This is a genomic window from Hydrogenophaga atypica (assembly GCF_042665215.1).
Lineage (GTDB): Bacteria > Pseudomonadota > Gammaproteobacteria > Burkholderiales > Burkholderiaceae_C > Hydrogenophaga > Hydrogenophaga defluvii_A.
Map to the genome: position 1 here is coordinate 68,247 of NZ_JBHTCA010000019.1, position 13,151 is coordinate 81,397.

A 13,151-nucleotide genomic window follows, 5' to 3' on the forward strand; every position below is an offset into this window, starting at 1 on the left:
CAATGGGGTGAGGTCGCCATCCCTACAGCAGAACAGCCCTGTGGGCAGGCGGGTGGCGCTTATGGTAAGCGCGAATCGGCAGCACCCAGGGTGTGATTGTCACAAGTGCTCACATATTTACGGGTTGCGCAACGCCCGCCGGTACTGGGCCGCCTCGGCCATGTGTGCAGGCTCCACCTGTGGGCTGCCGGCCAGATCGGCGATGGTGCGGGCAACGCGCAGCGTGCGGTGGGTGCTGCGCCCCGACCACGCCAGGCGGGTGGCGATTTTCTGCAACAGCGCCATGCCTTCGGGTGTGGCTTGGGCGTGGGTGTCCAATGCCTCCCCGTCCAGGGCCTGGTTGGGGCGCCCCTGTCTGGCCAGTGCCAGCGCCCGAGCGGCCTGAACCCGGGTGCCCACCTCGGCGGTGGTCTCCCCCTGTTGGGGGGCCAGCAAGGCGTCAGGGGGCAAGGCGGGCACTTCGATGTGCATGTCGATGCGGTCGAGCAGTGGCCCGCTGACGCGACCCTGGTAGCGGTGAATCTGGTCGGGCGTGCAGCGGCAGGCGCGTTGGCGATGGCCGAGGTAGCCACACGGGCACGGGTTCATGGCTGCCACGAGCACGAAGCGTGCAGGAAACTCCGTCTGATGTGCCGCCCTGGAGATGCGCACCCGGCCGGTTTCCAGGGGTTCGCGCAGCGCTTCCAGGGCCGCGCGGGGGAACTCGGGCAATTCATCGAGAAACAGCACACCCTGGTGCGCCAGGGAGATTTCGCCGGGGCGTGGTGGCGATCCGCCTCCCACCAGCGCCACGGCGCTGGCGGTGTGGTGGGGGGCGGCCACGGGGCGCTGTCCCCAGGCCTCACGCTGGAAACGCCCTGCCAGCGACGCGACTGCGGCGGCCTCCAGCGCTTCTGCCTCGGTCATGGGGGGCAACAGATCGGCGAAACGCTGGGCCAGCATGGACTTGCCACTGCCCGGTGGGCCCACCAGCAGCAGGCTGTGTCCACCTGCCGCAGCGATCTCCAGCGCCCGCCGTGCTTGGGGCTGCCCCTTGACATCCGCGAAGTCGGGCCGGCCACTGCGGTGACCCTCTGTGGGTGCCTCGTTGCGCACACGGCACCAACCCGCGCCGTCGTCCGGGCCGCTGGCGATGGACTCCAGCGAAGCGTCGGGCAGAAATTGGCGCACCACGTCCAGCAGGTGGTGTGCGCGGTAGACCTGTGCGCTGGGCACCATGGCCGCCTCTTCGGCGCTGCCGGGCGGGAGCACCAAGCGGCTGGGGCTGGCACCAAGTGGGTCCCCGGTGGCCAGGCCCATGGCCAGCGCGCCCCGGACCGGCCGCAGTTCGCCGCCCAGCGACAACTCACCCGCAAACTCCCAGCCGTTCAGACGCTCGGTTTGGATCTGGCCGCTGGCGGCCAGCAGGCCCAGCGCGATCGGCAGGTCAAATCGGCCCGAGTCCTTGGGCAGGTCGGCGGGTGCGAGGTTGACGGTGATCTTCTTGTTGGAGGGGAAGTCCAGCCCGGCGTTGAGCAGGGCAGAGCGCACACGCTCGCGCGCCTCCTTCACCTCGGTTTCGGCCAAACCCACCAGCGTGAAGCTGGGCAGGCCATTGGCCAGGTGAACCTCCACACGCACCGGCCGTGCGTCCAGGCCCACCAAGGCCCGGCTGTGCACCAAAGACAAGCCCATGGCGCCACTCCCTGATTTGGTGCATTGCCCTGGCGGCGCGTACCGACCCTGAAATGCACGTTGTTGGTGCGAAAACGCTGGCCGCCACGCGCGAAAGCGCTGGGGCGGGCGCATTTTGGCGCAGATGTGGGCGCATCCTACCCTGCGGACAGGCCTGTGGCATGGGCTTGGGCACCGAATTGACATTGCTTGGCACAGTCCCTGCTTAAGAGGCCCCGTCTTCCATCAACCACCGGAGTCCTCCATGAAAATTTCTGCATTCAAGTCTTTGGCCATCGTTGCGCTGGCTGCTGCGCCCATGCTGGCTTCTGCCCAGCTGTCGGCCAACGTGTCGATCAACAGCAGCTACAAGTTCCGTGGCCAGGACCAGACCGCCAACAAGCCCGCCCTGCAAGGCGGTTTTGACTACGCGCACAGCAGCGGTGCCTATGTGGGTATCTGGAACTCCAACGTCAACTGGCTGCCGGGCAACAGCCTGGAGACCGACATCTACGGTGGCTACAAGGGCGAAGTGGCTGGTGTGGGTTACGACGTCGGTTTCCTGCGTTACATGTACCCCGGCGCTGGCATGGCCAACACCAATGAAATCTATGCGGGCGTGAGCTTTGCCGGCTTTGGTGCCAAGTACTACCGCACCGTGTCCGACATGTACTTCGGTGGCAGCAAGGCCGGCTACCTGAGCCTGAGCTACTCGATGGAAGTGGCCAAAGGCCTGACCGCCAGCGTGGGTGTCGGCTTCACCGATTTCAAGAACGGCACCGACTACACCGACTACACCGACTACAGCGTTGGCCTGGGCTACGACCTGGGCGACGGCTACTCGGTCAAGGGCGCTTTGGTGGGTGCCAACAAGAAAGACGTCTACGGCGACATCAACAAGAACCGCCTGGTCGTGACCTTCGCCAAGGCCATGTGATAACCCGCCGGCCCACCGCCGCCGGGGGTGGGCCGGACCGAAACGCGATCGAGAGGAACCCCATGAAACTGGTCACCGCCATCATCAAACCCTTCAAGCTGGACGAAGTGCGCGAAGCACTTTCGGGCATCGGCGTGCAGGGCATCACCGTCACCGAAGTCAAAGGCTTTGGCCGCCAAAAAGGGCACACCGAGCTGTACCGCGGCGCCGAGTACGTTGTCGACTTCCTGCCCAAGGTCAAGATCGAAGCGGCGGTTGCCGACGAACTGGTCGATCGCGTCATCGAAGCCATCGAAGGTGCGGCGCGTACCGGCAAGATTGGCGACGGCAAGATTTTTGTCTACAGCCTGGACCAGGTCGTGCGCATCCGCACCGGCGAGACCGGCAAAGAAGCGCTCTGACAGCGGCAACCCATCGCAGAAGAAAGAGTCATCCCATGAAAAAACTGATCACTGGCCTGTTCCTGGGCCTGAGTCTGACCTTCGGCGGGTTCACCGCCATGGCCCAGACCGCTGCGCCTGCCGCCACCGAGGCGCCTGCTGCTGCGGCCGCCCCGGCGGCGCCAGCCGCTGACGCCGCACCGGCCGCTGCGCCTGCCGCTGCGGCACCCGCTGCCGCCGAAGCGGCTCCGGCGCCCGTCCCCAACAAGGGTGACACCGCCTGGATGATGGTCGCCACCTTGCTCGTCATCCTGATGACAGTGCCTGGCCTGGCCTTGTTCTACGGCGGCCTGGTCCGCAGCAAGAACATGCTGTCGGTGCTCATGCAGGTCATGGTCACCTTCTCGCTGATCTCGGTGCTGTGGTTTGTGTATGGCTACAGCCTCGCGTTCACCGAGGGCAACGCCTTCATCGGTGGTTTTGACCGGCTGTTCATGAACGGCATCTGGGACAACGCGGCGGGCACATTTGCCAACGCGGCGACCTTCAGCAAGGGCGTTGTGATTCCTGAGATCAGCTTCGCCGCCTTCCAGGCCACGTTCGCCGGCATCACCTGCGCGCTGATCGTGGGCGCCTTTGCCGAGCGCATCAAGTTCTCGGCCGTGCTGCTGTTCATGGTGATCTGGTTCACCTTCAGCTACCTGCCGATTGCCCACATGGTGTGGTTCTGGATGGGCCCGGACGCCTACAGCTCGGCCGAAGTGGCCGCCGAGATGACCGGCAAGGCCGGCCTGATCTGGCAACACGGCGCGCTGGACTTCGCCGGCGGCACCGTGGTGCACATCAACGCCGCTGTCGCCGGCCTGGTGGGTGCCTACATGGTGGGCAAGCGCATCGGCTACGGCAAGGAAGCCATGGCCCCGCACAGCCTGACGCTGACCATGGTGGGCGCCTCGCTGCTGTGGGTGGGCTGGTTCGGCTTCAACGCCGGCTCCGCCCTGGAAGCCAACGGCTTTGCTGCCCTGGCCTTCATCAACACCTTTGCCGCCACCGCTGCCGCCGTGCTGGCCTGGTGCGTGGGTGAAGCCATGCACAAGGGCAAGGCGTCGATGCTGGGTGCCGCCTCTGGTGCCGTGGCCGGCCTCGTGGCCATCACGCCAGCTGCCGGCAACGTGGGCATCGGTGGCGCGTTGGTGATCGGCTTCATCGCTGGCTTCGCCTGCCTGTGGGGTGTGACTGGTCTCAAGCGCATGCTGGGTGCCGACGACACGCTGGACGTGTTCGGTGTTCACGGCGTGGGCGGCATTGTGGGTGCCTTGCTGACGGGCGTGTTCAACAGCCCCGCACTGGGTGGCCCTGGCTTCGTGGCCGACTGGGTCACTGCCACCATGGTGACCGCTGCCGACTACTCCATCGCTTCGCAAGTCTGGATCCAGCTCAAGGGCGTGCTGATCACCATCGTGTGGTCGGGCGTGGTGTCCTTCGTGGCCTACAAGATCGTTGACATGGTGATTGGTCTGCGTGTCAGCGAGGAAGACGAGCGCGAAGGTTTGGACATCCGCTCGCACGGCGAAACCGCCTACAACCGTTGAACCACACGGCGGGCCCGCGAGGGCCTGCCGTCACTGAGCCGTCAGAGAGATCATCTCCAAAAGATGTTTGGCCCGACCAGCGCAAGCGGTCGGGTCTTTTTCTGTCGTCTTGGTTTTACCCACAAAAAAACCGGCATGGGCCGGTTTTTTTGTGGAGGATATTGCCGGGGGACACCGCCGGGCCGGCTTTGCCGGACGGCTGGTGTCGCCCCTTGAGGGGGATGCGGCCACGCGAAGCGGGCAAGCAACGGGGTGGTCTTTACTTGTAGCCGACCCGATCCAGCATCTGTTGCACCTTGGGCAGGTTCTTGGCCACCACGGTGAGCGAAACGTTGTCGCCTTTGAAGTTCTCGCCGCCCATGGCCTTGATGGCGGGGTTGTCCGACTTCACGCCCTTGGCCACCGGGAACTCGTTGTTTCCGTCGGCAAAGTAGTTCTGGGCCGACGGGCTGGCCAGGTACTCCATGAACGCGATGGCGTTGGCGCGGTTCTTGGCGTGTTTGGCCACCGCAGCGCCTGCAATGTTGACGTGGGTGCCGGAGGTGCCCTGGTTGGGGAAGACCACGCGCACTTTTTCCATCACCGCGCGGTCTTCGGGTTTGCTGGACTTGATCAGGCGCGCCACGTAGTAGGAGTTGGTCACCGCAACCCCACATTCACCCGAGGCCACGGCCTTGACCTGGTCGGTGTCGCCACCTTTGGGGTCGCGCGCCATGTTGGCCACCAAACCCTTGAGCCAGGCTTCGCCCTGGGCGTCGCCCAGGCGCTCGACCACGGTGGCAAACAGCGACAGGTTGTACGGGTGCGAACCGGCGCGGGTGCAGACCAGGCCCTTGAGCTTGGGGTCGGCCAGTTGCTCGTAGGTGGCCACGTCGGCGGCCTTGACCCGCAGCGGGTCGTAAACGACCACACGGGCGCGTGTCGAGAAGCCGGTCCAGGTCACGCCGTCGGCCGTGCGCGCAGCGCGCAGGTGGGCGGGAATGGCGTCGTCCAGCACTTTGGACTGGATGGGCTGGAACAGCCCCTGGCTGTCGGCCGAGGCCATGCGGGCGGCATCCACCAGCAGCACCACATCGGCCGGCGAAGACGCGCCCTCGGCCTTGAGTCGGTTCACAATGCCGGCGTCATCGCCATCCACGCGGTTGATCTTGATGCCGGTGGCCTTGGTGAAGGCTTCGTACATCGTCTCGTCGGTCTGGTAATGACGCGCCGAGTACAGGTTGAGCACTTTGTCTTGCGCCAGCACGGGCGCAGACAGGGCCACAAGCGCAGCAGCAAACACGAGGGTGGGGCGGACGTTCAGACGCATGGTCACTTTCCTGTGGACAGATAAAATCAGCGGCATATTAACACTAACGCGAATCATTCTTAATGAAGATCCATGTTCGGGATGGGCTGTGGCGTATGGGCATGCTGCTGGGGCTGGTCGTGCTGGCGGCGTGCACCACGCCGCCGCAGCCGCCCACGCCGCCTGAGCCCACGCCAGCACCCGTGGCGCAACCCGCGCCCACGCGGCCGCTGCGCGTGGGCCTGGCCCTGGGAGGCGGCGCGGCACGTGGGTTTGCGCACATTGGGGTCATCCAGGTGCTGGAGCGCAACGGCATTCGCCCGGCGATGGTGGCCGGCACCTCGGCGGGCAGCCTGGTGGCGGTCTTGTACGCCAGTGGCAAAAACGGCGCGGAATTGGAGCGGGCCGCTTTGTCAATGGAGGAGGCGGCCATCACCGACTGGACCTTGCCCTTGTTCAGCCGTGGCATGTTGCGTGGCGACGCGCTGGCGCGCTACGTGAACCAGCAGGTGGGAGGCAAGCTGCTGGAGCAGATGGTGCTGCCCGTGGGCGTCGTGGCCACCGAACTGCAGCGCGGCGAAGGTGTGGTCTTCCGGCGTGGCGACACCGGCACGGCGGTGCGCGCTTCCAGCGCCGTGCCCGGGGTGTTCGTGCCGGTGGACATCAGTGGCCGCGAGTACGTGGACGGTGGCTTGGTGGCACCGGTGCCGGTGCGCCAGGCGCGTCAGATGGGGGCCGAGCTGGTGATCGCGGTGGACATCTCCAGCGCGCCCGAGGGCAATCCCACCAACGACACCTTCCGCATGTTGCTGCAGACCTTTGCCATCATGGGGCAGAGCATCAACCGGCTGGAGCTGGGCAGCGCCGATCTGGTGGTTCGGCCCGCGCTGGCCGGCGTCGGCAGCGCCGACTTTGCGTCGCGTCAGCGTTCGATTGAAGCCGGGCGTGCCGCCATGACGGCCGCCTTGCCACGCCTCAAAGCCCTGCTGGAGCGCCGCGTGCCCCTGTGACAGCGGGTGCGACAATCCTTCCCATGGAATGGATTGTGGTGACGCTGGCCTCGGGTCTGGCTGGTTTTGTGGATTCGATTGTGGGAGGCGGCGGCCTGGTGCTGGTGCCAGCGCTGTTCGCCACCTTTCCTGCGGCCCATCCGGCCACGCTGTTTGGCACCAACAAGGGCGCTTCGGTGTGGGGCACGGCGGCGGCCACCTGGCAGTACGCGAACCGGGTGAACCTGCGCTGGCGCGCCTTGTTGCCCGCCGTGGCCGTGTGTTTTGCCGGCTCGCTTGCCGGGGCCTGGACAGTCACGGTCATATCGCCCGAGTTCCTGCGCAAGGTGTTGCCCGCGATTTTGGTGCTGGTGTTGATCTACACCCTGCTCAAAAAAGAACTGGGGCGCCACCACACGCCGCGTTTTGTGGATGCCCGCGAGGCGATGGCGGCCAGCACGCTGGGGCTGGTCATCGGCTTCTACGACGGCTTTTTTGGCCCCGGCACCGGCAGCTTCTTCGTCTTCCTGTTTGTGCGCTGGCTGGGCTACGACTTTTTGAACGCCAGCGCATCGGCCAAACTGCTCAACACCGCCAGCAACGCCTCGGCCCTGATGTTGTTTGCGTGGAAGGGCCACGTGTGGTGGCACTTTGCGTTGGTGATGGCGGTGGCCAATGTGCTGGGCAGCGTGCTCGGCACACGCCTGGCGCTCAAACACGGCGCGGGTTTTGTGCGCGGCGTGTTCATTGTGGTGGTCAGCGCACTCATCCTCAAGACCGGGTTTGACGCCTACCTGCGCTGATTGCTTCAATCATTGGACAACGCGGATGTCCAAACGGCGCCACTGGTCGGTGTCGTGTTGCTCGCTCTGCAGGCATGCCCCTACCAGTTCAACGGGGCGGTTTTCGTCCGGCGGTAGCCACAGGGACAGCGTGTGTTGTGTGGGGGGCAGTGGGCCAAGGCGATGGACCTCGATGCGCAGGCATTGTGTTTGGCTGCTGACCCGCACCCGCCAGTGACCGTGTTGCCCAGCAAGAGCAGCGTTGCTAAGGCCATCGTCTTCGAAGCAGAATGATTCGAAATCACCGATGTGCTGAAACGGAAAGACTCGGAAACCACGCTCGTCCTCGGTGCGGCGAAAGCCCGCTTGTGCCGTGTTGAGTGGAATCGCGCAGCCCTCCCGTGCCAACAAAGGCGGGGGTCCATCGAGTGGGGCGGCCAAAGTGATCCACTGACCGGCGGTGTGGAGCGCGCCGCTGCGCCAGTCGTACCAGCCGCCTTGGCCCGGCAGCCAGACGCGGCGCTCGCGCTGTCCCGGCTCCACCACGGCTGCTACCAGCAGGTCTGGCCCCAACAGCATGTCATCGTTCTCTTCGTCGCATTGCGCGTCGGCTGGAAAATCGTGCCAGGTTGGCCGGATCATTGGCTCATAGGCGCTGTGGTAGCGCCACAGCAGGTGGTAGAGGTAGGGCATCAGGCGGCAGCGAAACTGCATCAGCCCACGCAATGCCGGTGTGGTTTGTGGGTACATCCAGGGTTCGTTGACGCTGCCGTCATCGTTCCATGAGTGGATAGAAAAACGCGGCATGAATATGCCGAACTGCACCCATCGCAGCCACAGCTCCGGATCGGGCGCTGGGCCGGAAAACCCCCCGACATCGTGTCCGGTGTGGGAGATGCCTGATATCGCCAGGCCCAGACCCATGCGTATGTTGTAGCGCAGTGTTTCCCAAGAGGTGCGGTTGTCGCCCGACCAAGTCTGCACATAGCGCTGCATGCCTGGCATGCCCGAGCGCGACACCAGCCATGGCCGCTCATCCGGCGAAAACGCCGCCTGCGCCGAATGCGAGGCCTGCATCATCAGCAGCGTTTGCAAGGGCCGCGCCTCGCGTGCGGCGCGAGGCTGACCGAAGCCATGGATGCGTGCCTGGGCGCTCCAGATTTCGTACTCGTTGTTGTCGTTCCAAGTGGCGGCTACGCCCATCTCCAGCAGGCTTTCTGTCACGCAGGCCTTCCACCAGGTGATGGTGGCGGGCTGGGTGAAGTCCAGGTATGCGCCGGAGTCGTCCCAGAACTGTGTGGCCGTGGGCTGGCCGTCCGGGTCCTGCACCAGCAGCCCGGCCTGGGACGCTTCGGCAAAACGCGGATGGTCCCGCAGCAACGCCGGTTTGATGTTGGCGCACAGCCGCACGCCGTGATCGCGCCAGCGCTGCACGAAGCCTGCGGGGTCGGGAAACTTTTCGCGGTTCCAATGGAAGACGTAGCGCTTTTTCCCAATCGAGGTGTAGCCTGAGGACAGGTGGAAGGAGTCGCAGGGGATGTCGTGTTCGGCGCAGCGCTGCAGGAAGTCGTCCATGCGCGCGTGCGCATCCGGCGCGTCGGTGTAGCCCATGGTGGAGCCCGAGTACCCCAGGGCATGACGCGGCGCAAAGGCGGGCCGCCCGGTCAGCCAGGTGTAGCGGCGCGTGATATCGGCTGGCTGCGCACCTGCAATGAAGTACAGATCCAGGTCACCGTGTTCGGCGACGAAGTGCCGGTAGGGGCCGTGGTAGTTGTCCATCTCACGTCCCATGTCGAACACACATTCGGCCAGTGTGTCGTAGAACAGGCCGTGGCTGGCGCAGGCCTCGCCTTGGCTGCGGGTGATATAGAAGGGAATGTGCTTGTAGAGTGGGTCCGTGTGGCGTGCGCTGTAGCCCATGGGGTCGAGGTTGCACATGCGGTAGCGCTGGCCTGCGCGGTTGGCTTCGCCCGCACGCTCGCCCAGGCCGTAGTACCGCTCACCTGGCTCGCGCTGCACGTAGTGGTACACACGCTGGTCCCACCAGCCGAAGTTGTAGGCCTGGGTGGCACGATCACGCAACACGGTTTGCCATGAGCCATCGTCGCAACGGGTGTCCCAACTGCAGTGAAGGCCAGCCAGGCGGATACGCAGGCGCACCTGTCGGGTACAGACGCTCAGCTCGCCATCTGCCTGTTCCAGTTCAAAGCGGGGCAGCGCGAAGCCGCTGAGGTCGAAACGGTCACGGCCTTCAGGCGGGAGATCGGTCAGCCCCGGCGCGACGGCCCAGGTGCGTGGCATGTGCACGTGACCACCCGGCAGCACCATCAACCTCACGATGTCGTCTTCGAGCACAAAGACGTGGGCTGTGTGGCCTTCGGGGCTGCTGAGTTTGAGGTGGTTGCCGTGGTGGGCGTGGAGCGAGAAGACGGGAGGTTGGTCGAGCCGCATGAGGGATGATTTCAGCCGGTTTTGCCCAGCAGCAGTTCAGGCAGCCAGAGCGACAAGGCGGGGATAAAAGTGACCAGCCCAAGGGCCAGGATGAGGAAAGCAAACATGGGCAGCAGGGGCCGCGTGAGTGCGGCCAGCGGCACCTTGGCGGTGCGTGCGGCCACAAACAAGGTGCTGCCCACTGGTGGGGTGGCCAAGCCTATGCACAGGTTGAACGTGATGATGATGCCGAAGTGCACCGGCGAGATGCCCAGTTTGACTGCCACCGGCAGAAAAATGGGGGTGAAGATCAGCAGGCCGGGTGTGATGTCCAGGAAGGTGCCCAACAGCAACAGCAACACGTTGAGCAGCAACAGCAACACCCAAGGGTTGGACGACAACTCAATGATGGCGTTGCCCAGAGCCTGCACCGAGCCGGTGCTGGCCAGTAGCCACGACATGGTCATTGACACCCCCACCATCAGCATCACCACGGCGGTGCCCACGGCGGCGTTGAGCATGCCCTTGAGCAGGTTGCCCAAACTCAGGCTGCGGTAGGCCAGGCTCAGCAGCAGGGTGTAGAACGCGGCCACCCCAGCGGCCTCGGTGGCGGTGAAAATGCCCCCGACGATGCCACCCATGACGATAAAAATCATGGCCAGTGCCGGCAGGGCGCGCAGAAAAATTTGCACCGATTCCCCCAGCCCGTAGCGACGCACGTCGCGCGGCAAGTCGCCCCGAGCGGCCAACACGGCCAGCCACAACATGACGGCACCGCCCATCATCAGGCCGGGGATATAACCTGCCACAAACAACACATCGATGGGCGTACCGCCTGAAATCAATGAATAGACGATGAGCGCGCCAGAAGGCGGGATCAACAAGCCGCAGGGCGAGGCTGCCACGTTGGCTGCAGCGCAGATGGGCATGTTGTAGCCTGCCTTGCGTTGCAATGGCGACAGCGTGGCGCCCACGGTGGCCGCGCTGGCCACGGCGGAGCCGGAGATCGCGCCAAACAGCGCATTGGCCACTACTGAGATGTGGGCCAGCGAACCAGGCAGCCAGCCCACCAGCGCTTTGGCCAGGTCAATCAGTCGGTGGGCGATCCCGCCGGTGTTCATGAGGCTGCCGGCCAGGATGAACAATGGAATGGCGACCAAGGTGAAATTGTCCAGACTGGAGGCGATGCGCTGCGCCGAGACGATCAGCGCCGTGTCAATGGTGGGCGTCACCGTCAACAGTGCGATCAGGGTGCCGATGCCAATGCAGAAGCTGACCGGTACGCCGATCAGCAGCAAAACGGTGAAGACGACGCCCAAAATAAGCAGTGCTGTGGTCATGCGGCGATCTCCTTTTCGGCGTGGTCGAGTGCGTCCTTCACCTCATCGGGAGCCTTGAAACGCTCGGGGGCGATCAGGATGGCGAGCTGGTAGAAAGTCATGCACAGGCCCGACAGTGGGATGCAGGCGTAGACCCACGACATGGGCACCTCCAGTGTGGCCGACAGTTGTTCGACCTCATGTGCACGCAGTACCAGCTTACCGCCGCCGTAGACGAAAACGGCGACGACAAACAGCAGCACGATCAAGGCCACCATCTGCATGTGGCGCAGCAGTGCAGGGCCGCTGAGCTTGGCTGCCCACATGTCATAGGCCATGTGCTCAAGCTTCCCGCAGGCATAGGCAGTGCCCAGTAGGCTGAGCCAGATGACAGCAAAACGCGACACCTCTTCGGTGAATGTCGATGGGTCGTTGAGCACGTAGCGGGTGAAGACCTGCCACAGCACACAAAATGACAGAACAGCGAAACACAAGACGAGGGCGGCTTGTAGCAGTCGGTCCACGCCTGTGCGCAAGGTGTTGAGCATGGGATTTTCTCCTGTGGCGGCGAGAGACCCGCAGGGCCACCGGCGGGTCTCGTGGTCAGGTCAGCGGGTGGCCTCGATCTGGTCCAGCAGTCCGGCAATCTTGGCGTTCTTGCGCTCGGCGTCCATCATGGGTTGAACCTTGGTCACAAAGGCGGCCTTGGACGGGGTGTTGAACTTCACCCCCATCTTTTCTGCGGCTGTGGTCTCGGCTTTTTCGGCATCGGCCCACAGCTGGCGCTGGTAGACAAAGGACTCTTGGGCCGCTTCACGCAGCGCGTCCTGCACCGGCTTCTTGAGCGAGTCCCACTTGGCGGTGGAGATCACCAGCACGTCCGGCACCATCTGGTGCTCCGTGACGGAGAAGAACTTGCTGACTTCACCGTGACGGCCGCTGGTCAGCGCCGTCACGTTGTTTTCCGCACCGTCCACCACGCCCGCCTGCAAGGCCGGGTAGACCTCCCCCCAGGGCATGGGCGTGGGCGATGCGCCCAAGGCCTGAATCATCTTGATGGTGGTGGGGCTTTGTTGCACGCGGATTTTCATGCCCTTGAGGTCGTCAGGACTGGTGATGGGCTTCTTGGCGTAGAAGCTGCGCGCACCCGAGTCATAGAACGCCAGCCCGATGAAGCCACGCGCACGCGAGGAGGCCAGGATGTTCGCACCCACTTGACCGTCCAACACTTTGAAGAAGTGTGTTTTGTCGCGGAACACGAAAGGCAGGTTGAAGACTTTGTACTCAGGCGCGAAGGTTTCGAGCGGCGAGGCACTGGCCTTGGTCATCTCCAGCACGCCGTTCTGCACCTGCTCCAGGGTTTCACGTTCTCCACCCAGGGTACCGTTGGGGAAAATTTTGATCTCGACCTCGCCCTTGGTTTTTTGTTTGGCCAGTTCGGCAAAACGCTCCATGGCCTTGTGTACTGGGTGTGTGTCGTTGAGGCCGTGGGCCAGGCGCAATGTCTCGGCAGCATTGGCAGTATGGCAAACGAGGGCAGCGGCAGCGGCCAAGGCCAGTTGGCGCAGGGTGGTGTGTGTCATGGGGTCTCCTCCTTGTGATGACGTGTGAAAAATCGGTTCAGCGCACCAGGCAAGGCCGTTTGTGGTCGAACGTCCAGCCCGGGATCAGGTACTGCATGGCCATGGCGTCGTCGCGCGCGCCCAGGCCATGTTGTTGGTAGAGCTGGTGGGCCTTCGCGACCTCGGCCATGTCGATCTCTATGCCCAGGCCGGGCCTCT

Annotated in this window: 11 protein-coding genes and 1 pseudogene; 5 read left to right on the forward strand and 7 right to left on the reverse strand. The window is 64.3% G+C overall.

Going from position 1 to position 13,151, the window contains the following annotated elements; translation table 11 throughout:
• Positions 1-117: 117 nt before the first annotated feature.
• A complete protein-coding gene (locus tag ACFQPB_RS18265; RefSeq protein WP_382226362.1) occupies positions 118-1,674 on the reverse strand; it encodes a YifB family Mg chelatase-like AAA ATPase in 1,557 nt (518 codons plus the stop codon).
• A 244-nt stretch (positions 1,675-1,918) separates the two neighbouring features.
• On the opposite strand from ACFQPB_RS18265, the gene ACFQPB_RS18270 reads away from it, so the two are divergent.
• The 3 genes from ACFQPB_RS18270 to amt all read left to right on the forward strand — a co-directional run bounded on the left by ACFQPB_RS18270 (position 1,919) and on the right by amt (position 4,562).
• Positions 1,919-2,590 (forward strand): TorF family putative porin, encoded by a 672-nt coding sequence (locus tag ACFQPB_RS18270; RefSeq protein WP_382226365.1) that lies wholly within the window; start codon positions 1,919-1,921, stop codon positions 2,588-2,590.
• Between the two features lie 62 nt (positions 2,591-2,652).
• On the forward strand, positions 2,653-2,991 hold the full coding sequence (gene glnK / locus ACFQPB_RS18275; protein ID WP_382199889.1) for a P-II family nitrogen regulator: 339 nt from the start codon (positions 2,653-2,655) through the stop codon (positions 2,989-2,991).
• 35 nt (positions 2,992-3,026) lie between these two features.
• Positions 3,027-4,562 (forward strand): ammonium transporter, encoded by a 1,536-nt coding sequence (gene amt / locus ACFQPB_RS18280; protein WP_382199891.1) that lies wholly within the window; start codon positions 3,027-3,029, stop codon positions 4,560-4,562.
• Positions 4,563-4,821: 259 nt separating this feature from the next.
• Here the strand turns inward: amt and ACFQPB_RS18285 are convergent, their stop codons facing one another.
• Positions 4,822-5,871 (reverse strand): extracellular solute-binding protein, encoded by a 1,050-nt coding sequence (locus ACFQPB_RS18285; protein ID WP_382226367.1) that lies wholly within the window; start codon positions 5,869-5,871, stop codon positions 4,822-4,824.
• A gap of 62 nt (positions 5,872-5,933) precedes the next feature.
• On the opposite strand from ACFQPB_RS18285, the gene ACFQPB_RS18290 reads away from it, so the two are divergent.
• Together ACFQPB_RS18290 and ACFQPB_RS18295 are read left to right on the forward strand one after the other, a co-directional pair.
• Positions 5,934-6,860 (forward strand): patatin-like phospholipase family protein, encoded by a 927-nt coding sequence (locus ACFQPB_RS18290; RefSeq protein WP_382226369.1) that lies wholly within the window; start codon positions 5,934-5,936, stop codon positions 6,858-6,860.
• Between the two features lie 23 nt (positions 6,861-6,883).
• Positions 6,884-7,642: a sulfite exporter TauE/SafE family protein gene (locus tag ACFQPB_RS18295; RefSeq protein ID WP_382226372.1), complete on the forward strand. Its 759-nt coding sequence runs from the start codon at positions 6,884-6,886 to the stop codon at positions 7,640-7,642.
• A gap of 9 nt (positions 7,643-7,651) precedes the next feature.
• On the opposite strand, the gene ACFQPB_RS18300 is transcribed toward ACFQPB_RS18295, so the two are convergent.
• The 5 genes and pseudogenes from ACFQPB_RS18300 to gudD all read right to left on the reverse strand — a co-directional run.
• Positions 7,652-10,072 carry a glycoside hydrolase family 31 protein gene (locus tag ACFQPB_RS18300; RefSeq protein WP_382226375.1) on the reverse strand — a complete coding sequence of 807 codons (2,421 nt, stop codon included), beginning with the start codon at positions 10,070-10,072 and terminating at the stop codon, positions 7,652-7,654.
• Between the two features lie 11 nt (positions 10,073-10,083).
• Positions 10,084-11,391, reverse strand: coding sequence for a TRAP transporter large permease (locus ACFQPB_RS18305; RefSeq protein ID WP_382226378.1), 1,308 nt, complete (start codon positions 11,389-11,391; stop codon positions 10,084-10,086).
• Positions 11,388-11,918 carry a TRAP transporter small permease gene (locus tag ACFQPB_RS18310; RefSeq protein WP_382199901.1) on the reverse strand — a complete coding sequence of 177 codons (531 nt, stop codon included), beginning with the start codon at positions 11,916-11,918 and terminating at the stop codon, positions 11,388-11,390. The genes ACFQPB_RS18305 and ACFQPB_RS18310 overlap by 4 nt, the downstream gene beginning before the upstream one ends.
• A 60-nt stretch (positions 11,919-11,978) precedes the next feature.
• Positions 11,979-12,953, reverse strand: a complete 975-nt coding sequence (locus ACFQPB_RS18315) for a TRAP transporter substrate-binding protein (protein WP_382199902.1) — start codon at positions 12,951-12,953, stop codon at positions 11,979-11,981.
• Between the two features lie 37 nt (positions 12,954-12,990).
• A pseudogene (gudD, locus tag ACFQPB_RS18320) lies at positions 12,991-13,151 on the reverse strand (glucarate dehydratase); the annotation flags it as partial.